We start from the raw sequence: 17,669 nt of genomic DNA, 5'->3' as shown, positions 1-17,669 counted from the left end.
CGGCGCGGGTCAGTCGCGGCTGGGGCCGAAGCGTTCGGTGCGGATCGCGTGCGGCGAGTGGCCCAGCGCGAGCAGGATGTCGGCCACGGTCTCGACAAAAGCCGTAGGCCCGCACACGTACGAGGTGGGCCCGAAGTCCGCCGGCCAACTCGCCGTGTTCAACGTGGCGACGCTGAGCCGGCGCGGAATTCCCGGAGCACCCTCCGGAAGCTCCCGCGTGTAGACGTACGTGACGTCCAGCCCGGCGTACGGCTTGCGCAGCTCTTCGGCGTAGTAGAGGTCCGCCGGGGTGCGCACGGAGTACACGAGCCGGAACAGCGCACGGCTGCCGGCGGCGCGGCGGGCGCGGATCATCGCCATGAGCGGCACCACGCCGGAACCGCCGGCCACCAGGAGAACCGGGGCGGGTTCCGTGGGGCGCCAGACGAACCAGCCGCCGATCGGGCCGCGTATCTCCACGGGGTCGCCGACCGCATAGGGGCCCGTGAGGTGCTCGGAGACCTCGCCGCCGGGCACGCGCTGGATCGTGAGCTCCAGGCGGTCACCGTCGGACGGCGCGGCCAGGGAGTAGCTGCGCTGGGCGGTGTAGCCGTCGGCCGCGGTGAGGCGGACGTCGACGTGCTGGCCCGGCAGGTGGCCGGGCCAGCCGGGGACGTCGAACACGAGCGTGCGCGCCGACGCCGTCTCCTGGCGGATTTCCGCGAGGTGGGCGACGCGCCAAGCTAGTCGCCCTGATACCGCTGTTCCCGCCATGGGTCTCCGTAGTCGTGGTAGCCGGAGGCTTCCCAGAAGCCCGGCTCGTCCTTCGTGGCCAGTTCCAGCCCGCGCACCCACTTCGCCGACTTCCAGAAGTACAGGTGCGGGACGAGCAGCCGCGCGGGGCCGCCGTGCTCGGGGGTGAGCGGTTTGCCGTTGTACTCGTACGCCACCCACGCCTGCCCGTCGAGCAGGTCGGCCAGCGGCAGGTTGGTGGTGTAGCCGCCGTAGGAGTGCACGAGCACGTAGTCGGCCATCGTGTCGAGGTCGCCGACCAGCGACTCCACGGGCACGCCGCGCCAGCGCGTGTCGAGTTTGGACCACTGCGTGACGCAGTGGATGTCCACGGTGAACTTCTCGCTCGGCAGAGAAGTCAGCTCGCGGAACGACCACGCGCGCTTCTCGCCCTTCTCCGTGGTCACCGTGAATTCCCACTTGTCCAGGTTCACGCGCTGCGTGGGCCCGGCGGTGAGCACGGGGAAGTCCTCCGTGAGGTACTGCCCCGGCGGCAGCCGCGGGTCGGCCCCGCGAGCGCGACCGGTGAACCCCGGTGTGACGACACCCATCGCGGACTCCTTTCCCGAGCCGACAGCCCAGCGCAGCCTACCCGCGAACGTGCAGTCCGAGCGACGTCACCAGCACCGTCGCTTGTTCAGGCGACACGATGGCCCCGCCCAGCTCGGCGCGGCTCGGGTCGAGCGCGGACAGGTCGCTGCCCCGCAGTTCGGCGCCGCCGAGCTTCACGTCCAGCAGTTCGGCGCCGGACAGGTCGACGTCGGCGAACGTCGCCCCGGTGCAGTCCGCGCCCGAGAGGTCGGCCTCGCGCATCCGCACGCCCTGGAACTTCACGCCGCGCAAGTCCGCGGTCGCGAGCCCCGTGAACGACCAGTCGCCGCCGAGCACCTTCATCGGTCGCAGCGAGCACTCCGTGAACCGGCTGCCGACGAGCTTGCAGCCGGTGAACTCGGCGTCGAACAGGTTGCAGCGCGCGAAGGTGCACCCGGTGAACGCCGTGTCCACGTGCTTGGAGGCGTTGAACCGCACGTTGCCGAACACGCAGTCGACGAACGAGACACCGCGCGTGACCGCCTCGGTCAGGTCGACATCGTGGAACTCGCACCGTTCGAAGCGCCGGCCGGTGAACTCGTCGGCGTACCAGTCCTCCCGGCGGAAGACCACCTCGGTCTCGGCGGGTCCGGGGGACGCGGGTGTGTCGGGCACGCGGCCAGGCTAGCCGTTGTCCGACCGTCGTCGACCAACCGGCGCAATCTGCCCGGTGACGCGTTTCACCGTCACCCGGAAGTGGGAATTACTGAGCATGTCCAGATGGCGAACTTCCACCAGAACCAACACGGCAGCCCGAGTGATCACCGGAATCGGCGCGTTGTTCGCGTTCATCGAGGTGGTCTACCTGGTGATGCTGCTCGCCGGCGCCAACGCCGCGAACGGCTTCTTCATCTTCATCCGCTCCTTGGCCGTCCCACTCGCCCTCTTCTTCCCCGGCTTGTTCCCGGTGGGCAACGCCGATCTCGCGGTGATCCTCGACTACGGCCTGGCCGCGGTGTTCTGGCTGGTCGTGAGCGGGTTCATCGCCCGGCTCGTCGCTCGCTGACCCCCGTTTCCGCCCCGTGAACCGGAAACGCGGCGAACACCACACGCGGGAGCGTTCGGGAACCACGCGAAATACCATGGCCGGATGTCCGACGGCCGCTGGTTCGACGCTGTGGTTCCCGAAATAGCGGGCCTCGCCGCCTCGCTGCTGCCCAGCGTGCCCGCCACCCCGGCGGCGCTCGCGCGCACGGTCACCGAACAGCTCGTCGGCCGCCGCCTCACCGCGAAGGTCAACGGCGGTGAGGCCCGGTTCACGCTCACCGAACTCGACCTCACCGGGCTCGACCGCCCGGCCGATTCCCTGCGGCTGGCCACCGGTCGCGTCGGTGACGTGCGGCTGGTGGCGCAGGACGTCGACTGGCCCACCCCGCCCGGCAGCATCCCGTTGCGCCGGGTCGTGGTGGTGGCCAGGGACATGCGCCTGCGCAGCGTCCCGACCCCGTCGGTGACGCCGGGCTCGGTGGAGCTCGACATCACCGTGCCCGGCGAGATCGTGCGTAAGCGCGTGGCCCGGACGCGCCCGGGCATCGTCGCGACACCGCACGCCGACGGGTTCCAGGTGCGCTGGGCCAAGCACCCGTCATGGGGCCGGCTCACGCTCACCCCCGCCGTGGTCGACGAAGCCGTGGTGCTGACCCCGACGACCCTCCACATCGGACAGCGGGAATTCGCGGCTCCGAAACGGATCCGGCCCGTGGTGCTGCCGCTGTCCGAGCTGCCGGACGGGTTGCGGCTCGTCGGTGTGGTGCCGGGTGAGGACGAGCTCGTGCTGCGCACCGTGGCCGAGGAGTGGCCGCAACGGCTTTCGCGCGTGCCGATCGCCGAACTCCTGACCTGGCTCACCACGGCCGCCCTCACCCTCACGGTGCCGCGGTTCAGGACCAGGTGACCGGCAGGGAGTGCACGCCGTACACGAGCATGTCCGTGCGCAGCGGCACCTCGTCGGCCGGCAGCGCCAGGCGCAGTTCCGGCAGCCGCGCGACCAGCTCGGCGAGCCCGACCCGCAGCTCCGAGCGCGCCAGCTGCTGCCCGAGGCATTGGTGCACACCGTGGCCGAACGCGAGGTGCGGGGTGCGCGGCCGCGTGAGGTCGAGGCGTTCGGGCTCCGGCCAGTGCGCCGCCGCGCGATTGGCCTGGGGCACCGAGATCAGCACGGTCTCCCCCGCCCCGACCACCACGTCGCCGACGGTGAGGTCCTCCGTGGCCACGCGCGTGGGTCCGATGTGGATGATCGACAGGTAGCGCAGCAGCTCGTCGACCCCGTTGTCCAGCACCGCCGGGTTCTCCCGCACCAGCGCGAGCTGGTCCGGGTTCTCCAGCAACGCGAAAGTGCCCAGCGCCAGCATGTTCGCCGTGGTCTCGTGGCCCGCGCCGAGCAGCACGGTCGCGATGTCCACCAGTTCCTGCTCGGTCAGCGCCGGGTCGGCGTCGCCGTGGATCAGGCCGGACACGAGGTCGTCGGCCGGGTGCGCGCGCTTGTGCGCCACCAGCTTGCGCATGAACGCGTAGATCGACTCCGACGCCTGGGCGCGTTCCTCGTCGCTCTTGGTCAGGTTGAGCGCCACGCCGGTGTGCTCCTGGAACTCCGCGCGGTCGGCGTAGTCCACGCCGAGCAGCTCGCAGATCACCAGTGACGGCAACGGCAACGCGAACGCCGGCACCACGTCACCGGAATTGCCGGCCGCCTTCATCGCGTCGAGGTGCTCGATCGCGATGTCGCGGATCCGCGCTTCCAGCTGCTGCATGCGCCGCACGGTGAACTGGCCGGTGAGCAACCGCCGCAGCCGCGTGTGCTCGGGCGGGTCCATGAAGATGAACCGGCCGTCTTCGCGCTGCGCCAGGTTCACCGGGCAGCGCGCTTCACCGACCTCTTCGGGGCGCAGGTCCATCGCGCTGCGGTTGCGCGTGGTGTCGGAGCTGAACCGCGTGTCGGCCAGCACGGCGCGCGCCTGCTCGTATCCGGTGACCACCCACGCCTGCGCGCCGTTGAGCAGCCCGACGCGCGCCACCGGCGGCCGCTCGGCGAGCACGGGCGGCGGGTCGAACGGGCACTTCCCGCGCCGCAGCATCTCCGGCGGCACCGGGCGGCGCATGGTGGGCGGTTTCGTGGCGGTCATGAACGATCCTTCCGGGTGGTGGGGACACGCGGGGCGGTCAGCAGACCGGTGAGGGCGTCGGTGAGGGCCTCGCCGATCAACACCCAGTCGGCGGGCACGCCGGTGGTCGCGGCGAGGCGTTCCTGCTCCGCGCACGTGTGGATCACCGCGACCCGCGCGGTTTGGCTTCGCAGCGCGGCTTCGGCGCCCGGCAGCGGCGTCGCGTGCGCCCACACGGCGGCCGTGCCGTCGGCGAACTCGACGGCCAGCACGGGCTCGACACCCTGCACTCCGAGCAGCGCCGGATCGGTCACGACCTGCGCCAGGAACCGCGCGCACCAGCTGGGCGTGCCGAGACTCGCCAGGTGCTCGGTGTAGGGCAGCACGAGGCTGGCCACGTGATCGCGCGGCTGCTTCGACTGGCGAACGGCGGCCACGCGTTCCTTCGCCCGCGCGGCGATCGGTTCGACGTGCGAGCGCGTGATGGCGCGGATCAGGTCTTCGCGCGAACCGACGTGGTAGGCGAGCGCGGAGTTGTTGGCCTGCCCGGCGGCTTCCACGATCTGCCGGTTGGACACCTGGGCCAGGCCGCGCTCGGCGAAGAGCCGCTCGGCCGTGCGGAGCAGGAGCTCACGCGTGGCCTCGGCCTGTTCCCGACGCGAGCTCGTTTCCACCACGCAGTGCCCCTTCGTAAGACGATCTTCTTACGAAGCTAGTACCCAAGACACCCGTCTGACAACCATCACGTCGGAAAATCACCGGACCGGCGCTAGGACTCCTCGCCGAGGTAGCGCGTGTGGTCCTCCTGCCGGTTCACGTCGGCCGCGTAGTACTCCTCCGCGAGCTTCTCCGCCTTGCGCCGCAACAGATCCAGCTGCTTCGTGAGCTCGTCCTCCGCGCTGGTGCCGTCGGCGTCGCGGCGCGAGGCGAACCAGCGCGGCAGGTTCAGGTACGTCTCCACCGAAAGCGGCAGGTCCGTGCGCGCGAGCAGCAGCACGCGGTACTGCAGGTCCGGCGTCGAGGCCAGCCGCAGCGGATCCTTGAGCAGGTCTTCCAGCACTTCCGCCACGTGCCGCACGCCCTCGATCGCCGGGGCCGGCAGCCGCCCGGCGTGGGAGACCACCGTCTGCACCAGCGCTTCGAGTGACGCCCGCACCTGCGCCGCCTCCACCGTGGGGTCCACGACGAGCCGCACCTTCTCCGGCGGCGCAACCAGCGCGCCCGCCGTGTACAGCACGGCCATGACCACGAACATCAACCACAGCGGCCCGATCACGCCCACCACGTACAGGACGAGGCCGATCAGGCCGCCGAGGCAGCCGGCGATGTTCTTGGTGGAGCCGATCCAACGCCTCATTGGTACCCGCGAATCTCCTGGAAAACACTGGACAGCTGCGCGTTGCGGGCGTCGAAGACCTTGCCGCCGGTCATCGTGGCGACCTGCGTGAGCTCGTCACCGCTGCCCTCGCCGAACAGTACGGTGAACACCGGGATCTGCTTCATCGCGGCGGGCAGTGCGGGGAACTCGGCCTTGAAGGCGTCGAGGTTCTTGCCGCTCTCGTTCTGGCCGTCGGTCATGAGCACGATCGAGTTGAACCGGTCCGGGTCCTGCGCCACGAGCGGTGCCATCACCGTGTACGCACGCGAGAGGCTGTCGTAGATCGCCGTGCCGCCGCCGGCGTTGAGGCCGCCGACGTAGTCCTTGATCTTCGCCAGTTCGGCCTGCGGGTTCTGCTCGGGCAGTGTGAAGGTGGTCGGCTGCCCCGGCTGGGTGTTGAACGGCAGCATCGTCACCTCCTCCCGGCTGCGGAACTGCCGGTAGCGGCCCACGAGGGAGTTGTCCGCGCCGGTGAGCCCGGTCAACGCCGTGCGCAGCGCCTGGATGCGGTCACCCTCCATCGAGCCCGACGTGTCGAGCACGTACAGCGTGCGCGACGGCCGGCGGATCTTGCTGAAGTAGGCCGCGAGCAGCGCGTCCACGGCCTGCTGCGTCGCCGGGAACGGCAGCTCCACCAGGTCGTGGGGCACGAACTGCGGGCCGAGCTGCACTCCGGGCACCACGGGCCGGCGTTGCGTGACCTGCATGATGCGCTGCTGCGCGGCGGGCGTGCGCAGGTAGTCGGACAGCTTCTGGTGCGCGGTGCGCGCGTCGTCGCTCGCGCTGGTGAGCAGGGTGAGCGGGTAGTCGGCGGTGATCACGCCGTCGCTCGGGTAGATCAGCTTCAACGGCTGCGGCAGCTTGCCCGAGGAGTTCATCGACAGCAGCACGGACTCGTAGTTGATCAGCCCGTCGACCTTCTGCCCGGGGTCCTGGCCGGTCGCGCGGCGCTGGAACGCGTCGGACAGCCAGCCCGACGAACCGGCCGACATCTGCTGCGCGCTGAAGAACTGCGTGAGCTGCGGTGTGACGGCAGCGATCTGCTGCGCGTCGATCGCCGTGCCGGAGTGGGCCAGCGCGGACGCGACCCCGACCAGCGCGGAGAAGCCCGAGTTCGACGCCGACGGGTCGGTCATCCCGTAGGTGAACTCCTTCTTCCCGGCCGCCTCGGCGATGTCACCCCACGTCGGCGCCTTCTTGTCCCAGCCGAGCCGCTGCGCCACCGGCTGCGCAAGACCCAGGACGACCGGCGAGCTCATGATCTTCGCCTGGTTGCCCAGGCGCTTGGCCGCCTCGGGAATCCCCGCGGGATACCGGTTCGACGAGAACCACACGGCGTCGTACTTGCCGTCGAGGCTGCCGTTGGCCAGCGACTCCGCGCCTTCCAACGTGCCGGTGAAGGTGAACTTCACCTTCACGCCCGTGGCCTTCGCGGCCTCGTCGAGCACCGGCTGCAGGTCGGCGAGTTCACTGCCCGCCAGGATGCGCAGCGTGCCGGCCACGGGCTGGTCGGCGTTGTCGTCGGTCGCCGACGAACACCCCGTGACCAGCAGTGCGGCGGCGAGCGCCAGTACCGCGAGTTTCTTCACAGCTCCCCCTCGTGCGAACGGCGCAGCCGGTCTTCGGCGCGGCGCAGCTCCCCGGACAACGATTCCACTGTGGACGCCATGTGCAGCACGGCCTCGGCCTTGAACCCGTCGATCGCGTCGAGCGCCGAGTAGATCCGGTCGAACGAGTCGCGCAGCGTGTCGACGGCCACCGCCGGGTCGCTCGACGCCTTGCGGATCTCGGCGCTCTGCGATTCGAGCAGCGCCGCGTTGGCGCGCAGCAGCCCGTCGGTGGTCGACTGCAGGGCCGCGACCTCGTCGAGCACGTCGCGCTGGTTGGCCAGCGCCGCGCTCACCAGCAGCGCCACGCGCAGCGCGGAGACGGTGGTGGACACCGCGCGCTCGACGCCGCGGATCAGCTCGTCGTTGGTGCGGCGCACCAGGTCCAGCGCGAGATAACCCTGCGCGCTCACGGCCAGCTGCGTCAGCACGTCCTGGTGGCGCTGGCGGATCGGATAGAGAATGTCGGCGCGCAACGCGTTGGCGTGCGAGGGATCCGTGAGGTCGAAGACGCCGGCCTGCCGGTCGATCGCCCCGTCCACGGCCTCGGCGAACGCCGCGGCTTCGGCCAGGCGGCCGAGCGTGGTCCACAGCCGTTCGCGCTCGCCCTTCAGCGCCGCATTGTCGCGCCGCAGTACGTCCTGACGGGTGCGCAGCTCGCGGACCAACGCGTTCACCGGTTCGTTGGCGGCGCGGTAGCGATCGAGGGCGCGCTTCGCGCTGGCCGCCGCCGGGAAGATGCCGAGCAGCTTGCGGCCGGTGATCGGCAGCTTCGCCGGATCGAGCTCCGCGACCGTGCGGCGCAGCTCGACCAGGCTCGTGGTCACCTGCTGCTGCGGCGAACCGACGGAACCCCGCGCCGATTCCAGCGCCTTCGTGGAGCGGTCCAGCATCGTGCCGGCCACGGACGCCGCCGCCCGCATGTCGGCCTCACCCACGGCGAGGATCTCGTCGAGCAGCGTGGTGAACTCGGGCGACTTCACGTCGAGCGCTTCGAGCCGCGTGGCGAACTCGCCGGCGCGCCGCGCGATGTCGGCCCGCGTGTCGTCGCCGAGCGCGATCAGTCCGGCGGCGCGCTCCACGGGAACCGCCGCCACCGCTTCCGGCGGGGTGAGGGTGAACTCGTCCATCAGTACTGCTTCTGGATCGCGTCGAGCAGCCGCTCCAACGTCTCGAACGACGGCGGTTCCACCGTGTCCACGAGATCGGCCGGCACCGGCGCCTTGGCCGCGGTCACGACGTCGCGGAACAGCTGCGGGTTCGTGGTGCGGAAGCCGAAGGTCGCGGCGAGCTTGCCGAGCTCCGGGTCGGTGGAGAGCAGCTGGCCGACCTTGTCGCCGTTGGCGGAGAAGGGAACCAGCGTGTGCTTCGAGTACACCGTGGGCGCGGTGTAGAGCATGCGCATGTCGGGCCGGATCGAGCCGTCGTGGCGCACCAGGCGGTCCACGTACTGCGATTCGTAGATCAGCGCGAGCGGTGTCTTGCCCATGCCGGCCGAGAGGTAGTCCTCGAACGGCCCCTCGGTGCTGTTCTGCGTGTAGCCCTGGTCGAGGAAGAGCTTCGACACCTGGGGCAGCACCTTGGCTTCCTGGTCCGGCGTCGAGACGACGTTGTTGCCGTTGGCCACGAACGACACGATCGACAGGTACATCGCGGCGGAGTTCGACTCCCGCGGGTCGGTGGTCGTCACGAGGATGTTCTTGCGCACGGGGTAGGCCGTGTTGCCGGGCAGCTGGTCCCAGCGCGTGCCGGCCTGCGTGAGCTGCAGGTACTTGCCGATGTCGAGCACCTGGTAGTCGCCGGCGCCCTTGTGCACGGCGCCGGCCGCGGTGAGCAGCTGCACGATCGGCTCGAACGTGGCGATCGCCATCGGCGACTGGAATGGCGTGTACACCGTGGTCACCTTGCGGTCGCGCTGGATCTTCTGCGCCGCAGGTGAGGAGGAGGGGAAGGCGAACTCGTACTTGGCGAGGTCGACCGTGGTCGCGATCTGCCGCGAGCCGGCGGTGTCGACCTCCACCTTCAAGCCGTGCTTGGCGAAGGCGTCGATCACGCGCTGATCGGTGAAGAAGGCCTGCTTCTCCGAGCCGATCACCCCGCGCACGACGGTGAGGTCACCCCCTCCCGCCGTGTCGTCGCCCCCGGACCGCCCCCACACGATCACGGCCACGACGGCGAGTACCAGAACCACAGCCAGCCCGATGGACAACCGGCGTTTCACGAACCCACCTTCCGCACGTCCCGCGACGCGTCACCTCGGATCCTTCAGCCCCCGCAACTCGTTTGACGCGCGGCACGAGGAGTTCGAAGTGAACGATCAATGAACGAACGGGGTCGATCAGGATCAGGCGTTTTGGTGGTGTGGAAGGGAATTTTCGAACTGTGCGCCCTGGTTCGGCGAGGGGTCACAGCACAGCGCCGCCGCCGTGGCGAACACGGCGGCGGCGCGGAAGCCCGGATCAGAGCGAGGCTTGTTCCTCCACCGGCAGGCAGATCTCGAACCGCGTGTCACCCGGCACGGAGGTCACCTTGATGTCACCCGAGTGCCGTTCCACCACGATCCGCCACGAGATGTCGAGGCCCAGGCCCGTGCCTTCGCCCACGCCCTTGGTGGTGAAGAACGGCTCGAAGATGCGCTGGCGCACCTCTTCCGGGATGCCCGGGCCGCTGTCGCCGATCTCGACGCGCACCTGCTTGCTCTCCTGCCACGTGCGCAGCGTCAGCGTGCCCCGCCCGCCCATGGCCTGCACGGCGTTGTCGATGATGTTGGTCCACACCTGGTTGAGCTCGGCCGCGTACGCCGGGATCTGGTCGATGCTGCGGTCGTATTCCTTGACCACGCGGACGCCGTCGCCGATCTTGCCCGAGAGCATCACCAGCGTGGAGTCGAGGCCTTCGTGCACGTCGATCCACTGGTGCGGCGCGCGGTCCATCTGCGAGTACTGCTTGGCCGCGCCGACGAGCACCGAGATGCGCGTGGTGGAGTCCTCGATCTCGCCCATGAGGATCTCGGTCTCCAGCGCGTACGCGAGCCAGCGCAGCGCGCCGTCGAGCAGGCCCTCCCCCACGGATTCCAGCACGCCGTCGAGGTTTTCGGTGGTGAGGCCGGCGGCGACGAAGATCGCGGCGAGGTCCCAGCCCTGGTCGATGTCGTGGTCGTCGAACCAGTCGCTGATCTCGTCCTCGCGGTCGGCCTGCTGCATCGCCGAGAGGCGCGGTGCGTCGGCGACCGTCTTGACCAGCTGCTCCTGCACCTCCACGAGCTGCTCGAGCAGGTTCGGCTCGATGTCCTTCTTCGCCAGCATCGCGAGCTTGTGCCGCATCCCGGCCACGCGTTCGCGCAGCGCCGCCGTGGCGCGCACCGCGGCGGCGGCCGGGTTGTTGAGCTCGTGGGTGAGCCCGGCCGACAGCTCGCCGAGCGCGAGCAGCCGGCGCCGCGACGAGATCACGGTGTCGGTGTTGCGCCAGCCGAGGTACATGCCCTCCAGCAGGTGCGCCGCCATCGGGAACCACTTGCGGAACTCCACCGCGAACTCCGCCGAGGGCAGCGCGAGCAGCGTGAGGTCGCCGATCGCCTGCACGGTGGCGCCGTAGGTGTGCTGGTTGTCCTGGTGCACGAAGAACTGCGTGGCCCCGAAGTAGGAGCCGCGCTGATCGGAGCGCTTCACCTCGACCTCGGCACCGCTCACCAGCCGCGACATCCGCAGCGCGCCCGAGAGCAGGATGTAGAAGCAGGTGGCCGGGTCGCCTTCGCGGTGCACGGCGGTGTCGCCGTCGTAGTGCTCCACCACGGCGTGCTCGTCGATCCAGTCGAGCTGCTCGTCGGAGAGGTGCTCGAAGAGGAAGAGGCCGCGGAGTTCTTCGCGCGGCAGTGCGGGCTCCTTCACTGGTCCTCCAGGTAGCGGTGCACCAAAGTGACGGCCATGGCTCCCTCGCCGACGGCGGAGGCCACGCGTTTCACCGACTGCGACCGGACGTCGCCCGCCACGAACACGCCGGGCACGGACGACTCCAGGTGGTAGGGATCGCGGTCGAGCGGCCAGCCGGTGGGCCGGCGCCCTTCGTAGACCAGGTCGGGACCCGTCTGCACGAACCCGTGGTGGTCGCGCTGGATCACCTCGCCCAGCCAGTCGGTGCGCGGGGCCGCGCCGATGAAGATGAACAGGTGCCCGGCCTCCACGGTCTCCGTCGTGTCGCCGTGGCACAGCGTGAGGCCTTCGAGGTGGTCGTCGCCGTGGGCTTGCACGACCGTGGTGCCCGTGCGCACGGTGATGTTGTCGATGCCCGCGATCTGCTCGATCAGGTAGTGCGACATCGACTTCTCGAGGGAGTCACCGCGCACCAGCAGCGACACGTCGCTCGCGTGCTGTGCGAAGAACACCGCCGCCTGGCCCGCGGAGTTCGCGCCGCCGACGATGTACACGTGCTGGCCCTTGCACTCGGGCGCTTCCGTGGCGGCGGAGCCGTAGTACACGCCGCTGCCGGTGAGCGCCCGGATGCCGTCGGCCTCGTGCGCGCGGTAGGTGACGCCGCTGGCGAGGATCACGGAGTGCGCGGCGATCTCGCTGCCGTCGCCGAAGGTGACCACGCGGCTCGACCCGCGCACCTCCAGTCCCACCACGTCGCGCGCGGTGAGCACCTCGGCGCCGAACTTCTGCGCCTGCCGGCGCGCGCGGTCGGTGAGCTGCGCGCCGGACACGCCGTCGGGGAAGCCCAGGTAGTTCTCGATGCGCGAGCTGGTGCCCGCCTGCCCGCCGGTGGCCTTGCGCTCGACGAGCACCGTGCGCAGGCCTTCGGACGCGCCGTACACGGCCGCGCCGAGGCCGGCCGGACCGCCGCCGATCACCACGAGGTCGTAGAACTCCTGCGCCGGCCGCGTGGACAGGCCCACCGCGTTGGCGATCTCGCCGCCGGTGGGCTGCTTCAGCACGGTGCCGTCCGGCGTCACGACCACCGGGATGTCGGCCTCCACGGCCCCGGCGGCCTGCAGGATGCGGCCGCCTTCGTCCTCGTCCACGGAGTACCAGCGGTACGGCACGGCGTTGCGGGCGAGGAAGTCGCGGACCTTGAACGAGGGCGCCGAGTACCGGTGGCCGACCAGCTTGGTCTCCTCCACGGACTTGTCGCCGACCGCGAGCCACGTCTCCACGAGGGAGTCGATGACCGGGTACAGCTTCTCCTCCGGCGGGTCCCACGGCTTGAGCAGGTAGTGGTCGACGTCGACCACGTTGATCGCCTGGATGGCCGCGTCCGTGTCGGCGTAGGCCGTCAGCAGCGCGCGGCGCGCGTTGGGGAACAGGTCCATCGCCTTCTCGAGGAAGGCGATCCCGTCCATGTGGGGCATGCGGTAGTCGGCGAGGATCGCCGCGACGGCATCGCCGCGCAGCTTGATCTCGCGCAGGGCGTCGAGGGCGTCGGCCCCGGAGTCGGCACGGATCACGCGGTAGTCCTTGCCATAGCGGCGCCGCAGGTCACGCGCGACCGACCGCGAAACCGCGGGGTCGTCGTCGACGGTCATCAGGATCGGCTGGCTCACACCCGACAGCCTACGGCGGTGTCCAAGGCCGGAGAACTCTCGCGCAGCCTGGACCTGCTCCAGCCGCACCTGGACCTGGGGATCGGCTCGTGATCTCCCTGGGCGAACGGTCCGTTCGCGCGTTCTTGGCCCGCCCGGCTCAGGCCTCGGGTCGGCCGAACAGCGCGAACGCCCGCGACGCCAACTCCCGCACCCGCGCCCACTCCGGCGCGGTCGCCAGCGCTTCGAACGACCACGGCCCGGTCGGTCCGCTCATGTCTTCCAGCAGTGCGTTCAGCTCGTCGAGCAGCGTCAGCAGGCCGGGAGCCAGGGCGTCCCTGGCCCGCACCAGCCAGTCGTCGAACTCCAGCGCGAGCTCGTCGGCGTTGCGCAGGCCGTCCTTCTCGAGCAGCGCGACCTGCGCCGGGGCCGGCTGGGCCAGATCCCCGACGGCGATCACCAGGTGCCGGTAGGCGAACTGCGTGCTCATCCGGTCAAGGTAAGGGACGCCGAGCCGCCGCCGCGCCAGGTTTTCCGGACCCGGCCGCGAACTGCGTCCGCAGATACCTCAGCCGTTGCGGATCCGCGACGGTGCGCAGAGCCGAGATCCGCCCGTCCCGCGTTTCCACCGAGGTGAGGCCCACGATCTCGCCGTCCTGGAGGAACAGGATGCCCGGGGCGCCGTTGACCTCCGTGAGGAGGAAGTCGGACACCGTGGCGAAGCGGGCGAGGGTGGCGGCGGCGTTGCGGCGGACGGCGGCGCGGCCGCGGACGTGCACGCGTTCGCCGTCACCGAGATCCATCCAGGTGGCGATGTCGGCGACGAGCAGGTCCTCGAGCAGCTCCAGGCGGCCCGAGCGCACGGCCGTCATGAAGCTCTCGGTGAGCCGCATCGAGCCGTCGTCGGACGTCGGGAAGCGGGTCTCACCGGTGTCGACGCGGCGGCGGGCGCGGCTGTAGAGCTGGCGGGCGTTGGCCTCGGTGAGCTCCAGCAGCGCGGCGAGCTCCGGGTACGGGTAGTCGAACGCCGAGCGCAGCACGAACACCGCGCGCTCCACCGGGGTCAGCGACCGCATCAGCACGAGCATCGCGAACGACACCGACTCACGCTGCTCCACCGTCTCCAGCGGGCCCAGGGCGCCGCCGCCGGTGAGCACGGGTTCGGGCAGCTCGTCGCCGGCCGCGGCCTCACGGCGAGCCGGCGCGGACGTGAGCCGGGTGAGGCAGAGGTTCGTCACGGCCTTCGTGAGCCACGCTCCGGGCGCGGTGAGCCCGCCGGGGTCGACGCGGCGCCAGCGCAGGTAGGCGTCCTGCACCGCGTCCTCGGCGTCGTCGGCCGAGCCGAGCAGGCGGTAGGCCAGGCCGAAAAGCCGGCCGCGTTCTCCGGTGAAGAAGTCGGTTGTCACAAGGCGCTCCCCTGCTCAGTCCTCACTGCGCCACCGCACGAAGACCGCAACCACCACCACAGTAGAGAGGGGACCCCCGTGGCCACCACCACCCGAGAGACCGTCGAACGGTTCTACGCCGACCTGTTCAACGGCCGCGACTTCGACCTGATCGACGAACTGCTCACCCCCGACGCCGTGAACCACGGTCCGTCCGACGAATCGGCCCGCGAGGCCGTGCTCGGTGCCGGCGAGATCGTGCGCACGTCGTTCTCCGACGCCGTGCTGCACGTGGACGACATCCTGGTCGACGGCGACAAAGCCGCCGTCCGCTGGACCATGACCGGCACGCACGACGGCGATTTCCTCGGCCGCCCGGCCACCGGCAAGGCGATCCGCCTGCGCGCCACCGTCGTGTTCGGCCTGCGCGAGGGCCGCATCGCCGAGCTGTGGCCGGTGCTCGACTTCCACGGCCTGCTACAACAAGTCGCCGCCTGAGGCCGGTCCCGCGGCCGGAGGCGAACAACCCCCGGCCGCGGGAACCGCGTCAGCTCGCCAGCAGCACCGGTTGCGTCCCGAACCCCACATCCACGCCCGTACCCGGCACCAGGTCCGCCGCCGCCACGCTCGGCAGGTCGGCCAGCACGGCCGTGCCGTCGGACAGCAGCGCGGTGACGCGGGTGACCGCGCCGCGGAAGCTGTGGTCGGTCACCACCGCGCGGCCGTCGGAGGCGGCCGCCAGCGTCACGGCCTCGGGGCGCACCAGCACGGTCACGGAGTCGCCGTCGGTGTGCTTGCCGGGTTCGGCCAGCACGAGCCGCTCGCCGACGACGTCGACCGACGCGCTGCCGACCGCGACCGTGCCCGGCAGGCGGTTCATCGTGCCCACGAACTCGGCGACGAACGCGGTCGCCGGCCGGGCGTAGAGCTCGGCCGGGCTGTCGCACTGCTCGAGGCGCCCGGACCGCATCACGCCCACGCGGTCGGCGATCGACAGCGCTTCTTCCTGGTCGTGCGTGACGAACAGCGTCGTGATCCCCACCCGCAGCTGCAACCGGCGGATCTCGTCGCGCAGCTGCGTGCGCACGAGGGCGTCGAGCGCCGAGAGCGGCTCGTCGAGCAGCAGCACGCGCGGCTCGATCGCCAGCGCCCGGGCCAGCGCCACGCGCTGCTGCTGGCCACCGGAAAGCTGGTGCGGATAGCGCTTTTCCTGCGCCGACAGCCCCACGAGCTCCAGCAGCTCCTGCGCCCGCTTCTGCCGCGCCGCCGGGGCGACGCCGCGCAGCCGCAGCCCGAAGGCCACGTTGTCGCGCACCGTCAGGTTCGGGAAGAGGCTGTAGGCCTGGAACACCATGCCCATGTCGCGCTTGTTGGCCGGCACGCCGACCACGTCGGTGCCGTCCACCAGCACCTCGCCGGCGTCCACGGCCTCCAGGCCCGCCAGCACGCGCAGCGCGGTCGTCTTGCCGCAGCCCGACGGGCCGAGCAGGGCGACGAGCTCGCCCGGCGCGATCGTCAGGTCCAGCCCGTCGAGCGCCCGCACCTCGCCGAACTCGCGGCGCAGGCCGCGGAACTCGACCGAGGCACCGGTTTTCGTCTGCTGGGCAGTCACAGTTTTCACGCCACACCTCGCGAAGCCTTGCGGCGACCGGCCACAAGGGACAGGACGAACAGGAGCAGGAACGCGACCAGCAGCGACAGCAGCGAAACGGCGACGGACACGCCCGCCTCCGACTGCCCGGTGCTGACCGTCCACACGGGAAAGGTGTCCATCAGCAGGATGCTCGCCAGCGTGTACTCCCCCAGCACCAGCGCCAGGTTGAGGAACGCGGCGCCGAACACGGCCGAGCGGATGTTGGGCACGATCACCCGCAGCAGCACCGTCGGCCACGAAGCGCCGAGGCTGCGCGCGGCCTCCACCAGCGTGGGCAGCGAGATCGCCGCGAGGCCCGCGTCGAGCGTGCGGTAGGTGAAGGGCAGCGCCAAGACCACGTATTCGAGCACGAGGATCACGGGCGTCCCGTTGATCACCTCCGGCGCGTCGCGGAACACCACGAGCACGCCGTTGACCAGCACGATCGGCGGGATCACCAGCGGCAGCAGGCTCACGCCCTCGATGAGTCGGCGCAGCTTCGGCTTGCGCAGGTGCACCCAGCTCACGGTGGGCACCATCAGCAGCAGCGTGAGCGCCACCGTGCCGGCCGCGACCCACAGCGACGTGCCGAGCGTGGGCAGCAGGTCGGGTTCGTCGAGGATCTTGCCCCACGAGGCGAAGCTGTGGGTGTTGTTCACGTCGCGCAGGCTGAACTCCACCGACGCGCCCATCGGCACGAGGAAGTACAGGCCGAACAGCGTGAGCACGGTCCAGCGCAGGGCTTTGTTCTTCACGACAGCCACCTCGAAGCGCGCTTTTGCAGGTACGCGTAGATCGCCATCACCAGCGCGACCACCACGACCATGCCGAGCCCCAGCGCCTTGCCGAGGTTCTGCTGGTCGGCCACCACGTTGCCGCTCACCAGCGATCCGATCTGGATCGGCACGAGCGGCACCACGCCGGTGGTGAGCGCGTACGCCGTGGCGTAGGCGGAAAACGCGTTGGCGAACAGCAGCAAGGTCGACGCGAGGAACGGCGGCAGCAGCACGGGCACGGCGATGAGCCGGAAGTACTGCGCCCGCGTGGCCCCGAGGTTCGCCGCGGCTTCGCGCCACTGCTCGCGCATGCCTTCCAGCGCCGGGGTGAAGACGATCACCATCAGCGGGATCTGGAAGTAGACGTAGACGATCGACAGGCCGGTGAACGTGAACAGGTTGAAACCGCCGGCGTAGATGTCGAACCCGAGGCCCGCCAACGCCTTCGTGACGATGCCGATGCTGCCGAGCGTGGCGATGAAGGCGAACGCGAGCGGCACGCCGCCGAAGTTCGCGAGCACGCCGGCGGCGCTGGAGACGACCTTGCGCAGCAGGCCGTCGGGCTTCGCGCCGAGCACGGCGTTGGCCAGGATCGCGCCGAGGATCGCCCCGGCCGCCGCCGTGAGCGCCGAGAGCTCGATGCTCGTGGCGAACGAGCGGCCGAACTGGTCGGCGAACGCGGCGGTGAGGTTTTCGGTGGTGAAGGCGCCGTCGTTGTCCTGGAACGCGCCGATGGCCACCATCACCACCGGCGCGCCGAGGAACACGCCGGTGTAGAGCAGGAACGGCAGCAGGCCGAGGTGGCCCGCCACCCACGAGAGCACGCGCCGCGCGGACCCGGGGCGCACGGGCGCGGCGGCGGGAGCGGCCGGGGCCACTCCCGCCGCCGCGGTGACGGTTTCGGCGGTCACG

At 70.6% G+C, this 17,669-nt stretch carries 19 protein-coding genes; 3 read left to right on the top strand and 16 right to left on the bottom strand.

Translation table 11 applies throughout. The features are described from left to right. Window positions 1–9: 9 nt before the first annotated feature. From VSH64_RS45645 to VSH64_RS45635, 3 genes are read right to left on the bottom strand one after another with little or no spacing between them, the layout of a single operon-like run. Entirely contained in the window at window positions 10–753 is a 744-nt protein-coding gene (locus VSH64_RS45645; RefSeq protein ID WP_326568959.1) for a ferredoxin reductase, read from the bottom strand. Continuing rightward, a complete protein-coding gene (locus VSH64_RS45640) occupies window positions 723–1,322 on the bottom strand; it encodes a sulfite oxidase-like oxidoreductase (protein ID WP_326568958.1) in 600 nt (199 codons plus the stop codon). The genes VSH64_RS45645 and VSH64_RS45640 overlap by 31 nt, the downstream gene beginning before the upstream one ends. 37 nt (window positions 1,323–1,359) lie before the next feature. Beyond that, the gene (locus VSH64_RS45635; RefSeq protein ID WP_326568957.1) at window positions 1,360–1,977 is read right to left on the bottom strand and encodes a pentapeptide repeat-containing protein; all 618 of its coding nucleotides are present in this window, start codon (window positions 1,975–1,977) and stop codon (window positions 1,360–1,362) included. A gap of 97 nt (window positions 1,978–2,074) precedes the next feature. On the opposite strand from VSH64_RS45635, the gene VSH64_RS45630 reads away from it, so the two are divergent. Next, window positions 2,075–2,368 carry a hypothetical protein gene (locus VSH64_RS45630; protein ID WP_326568956.1) on the top strand — a complete coding sequence of 98 codons (294 nt, stop codon included), beginning with the start codon at window positions 2,075–2,077 and terminating at the stop codon, window positions 2,366–2,368. A gap of 84 nt (window positions 2,369–2,452) precedes the next feature. Then, window positions 2,453–3,256, top strand: a complete 804-nt coding sequence (locus tag VSH64_RS45625) for a hypothetical protein (protein ID WP_326568955.1) — start codon at window positions 2,453–2,455, stop codon at window positions 3,254–3,256. On the opposite strand, the gene VSH64_RS45620 is transcribed toward VSH64_RS45625, so the two are convergent. The 10 genes from VSH64_RS45620 to VSH64_RS45575 form a co-directional block, all read right to left on the bottom strand. Further along, a complete protein-coding gene (locus VSH64_RS45620; RefSeq protein WP_326568954.1) occupies window positions 3,243–4,484 on the bottom strand; it encodes a cytochrome P450 in 1,242 nt (413 codons plus the stop codon). The two genes, VSH64_RS45625 and VSH64_RS45620, sit on opposite strands and share 14 nt — an antisense overlap. Further along, window positions 4,481–5,140, bottom strand: coding sequence for a TetR/AcrR family transcriptional regulator (locus VSH64_RS45615; protein ID WP_326568953.1), 660 nt, complete (start codon window positions 5,138–5,140; stop codon window positions 4,481–4,483). The genes VSH64_RS45620 and VSH64_RS45615 overlap by 4 nt, the downstream gene beginning before the upstream one ends. A 92-nt stretch (window positions 5,141–5,232) precedes the next feature. Next, complete coding sequence (locus VSH64_RS45610) at window positions 5,233–5,820, bottom strand: hypothetical protein (protein WP_326568952.1); 588 nt, start codon at window positions 5,818–5,820, stop codon at window positions 5,233–5,235. After that, a complete protein-coding gene (locus VSH64_RS45605) occupies window positions 5,817–7,430 on the bottom strand; it encodes a vWA domain-containing protein (protein ID WP_326568951.1) in 1,614 nt (537 codons plus the stop codon). The genes VSH64_RS45610 and VSH64_RS45605 overlap by 4 nt, the downstream gene beginning before the upstream one ends. After that, window positions 7,427–8,578 carry a toxic anion resistance protein gene (locus VSH64_RS45600; RefSeq protein ID WP_326568950.1) on the bottom strand — a complete coding sequence of 384 codons (1,152 nt, stop codon included), beginning with the start codon at window positions 8,576–8,578 and terminating at the stop codon, window positions 7,427–7,429. The genes VSH64_RS45605 and VSH64_RS45600 overlap by 4 nt, the downstream gene beginning before the upstream one ends. Beyond that, window positions 8,578–9,669: a hypothetical protein gene (locus tag VSH64_RS45595; RefSeq protein ID WP_326568949.1), complete on the bottom strand. Its 1,092-nt coding sequence runs from the start codon at window positions 9,667–9,669 to the stop codon at window positions 8,578–8,580. The genes VSH64_RS45600 and VSH64_RS45595 overlap by 1 nt, the downstream gene beginning before the upstream one ends. A 238-nt stretch (window positions 9,670–9,907) precedes the next feature. Continuing rightward, the gene (locus VSH64_RS45590) at window positions 9,908–11,335 is read right to left on the bottom strand and encodes an ATP-binding protein (protein WP_326568948.1); all 1,428 of its coding nucleotides are present in this window, start codon (window positions 11,333–11,335) and stop codon (window positions 9,908–9,910) included. Beyond that, window positions 11,332–12,984: an FAD-dependent oxidoreductase gene (locus VSH64_RS45585; protein WP_326568947.1), complete on the bottom strand. Its 1,653-nt coding sequence runs from the start codon at window positions 12,982–12,984 to the stop codon at window positions 11,332–11,334. Before VSH64_RS45585 ends, VSH64_RS45590 begins: the two co-directional genes overlap by 4 nt. A 139-nt stretch (window positions 12,985–13,123) precedes the next feature. After that, on the bottom strand, window positions 13,124–13,453 hold the full coding sequence (locus VSH64_RS45580; protein WP_326568946.1) for a hypothetical protein: 330 nt from the start codon (window positions 13,451–13,453) through the stop codon (window positions 13,124–13,126). 4 nt (window positions 13,454–13,457) lie between these two features. Beyond that, window positions 13,458–14,369: a sigma factor gene (locus tag VSH64_RS45575; protein ID WP_326568945.1), complete on the bottom strand. Its 912-nt coding sequence runs from the start codon at window positions 14,367–14,369 to the stop codon at window positions 13,458–13,460. A 78-nt stretch (window positions 14,370–14,447) separates the two neighbouring features. On the opposite strand from VSH64_RS45575, the gene VSH64_RS45570 reads away from it, so the two are divergent. Then, window positions 14,448–14,846: an ester cyclase gene (locus VSH64_RS45570; protein WP_326568944.1), complete on the top strand. Its 399-nt coding sequence runs from the start codon at window positions 14,448–14,450 to the stop codon at window positions 14,844–14,846. Between the two features lie 49 nt (window positions 14,847–14,895). On the opposite strand, the gene VSH64_RS45565 is transcribed toward VSH64_RS45570, so the two are convergent. From VSH64_RS45565 to VSH64_RS45555, 3 genes are read right to left on the bottom strand one after another with little or no spacing between them, the layout of a single operon-like run. Continuing rightward, window positions 14,896–15,969, bottom strand: a complete 1,074-nt coding sequence (locus VSH64_RS45565; RefSeq protein WP_326568943.1) for an ABC transporter ATP-binding protein — start codon at window positions 15,967–15,969, stop codon at window positions 14,896–14,898. Next, window positions 15,966–16,736, bottom strand: a complete 771-nt coding sequence (locus VSH64_RS45560; RefSeq protein WP_326568942.1) for an ABC transporter permease — start codon at window positions 16,734–16,736, stop codon at window positions 15,966–15,968. Before VSH64_RS45560 ends, VSH64_RS45565 begins: the two co-directional genes overlap by 4 nt. Further along, window positions 16,733–17,668, bottom strand: a complete 936-nt coding sequence (locus tag VSH64_RS45555; RefSeq protein ID WP_326568941.1) for an ABC transporter permease — start codon at window positions 17,666–17,668, stop codon at window positions 16,733–16,735. Before VSH64_RS45555 ends, VSH64_RS45560 begins: the two co-directional genes overlap by 4 nt. Window position 17,669: the final 1 nt, after the last annotated feature.

The sequence above is a fragment of the Amycolatopsis rhabdoformis genome, from assembly GCF_035918295.1.
Classification (GTDB): Bacteria; Actinomycetota; Actinomycetes; order Mycobacteriales; family Pseudonocardiaceae; genus Amycolatopsis; species Amycolatopsis rhabdoformis.
The sequence above is the reverse complement of the archived record's forward strand: the minus strand, read 5'-3'. Positions and strand labels throughout refer to the sequence as shown.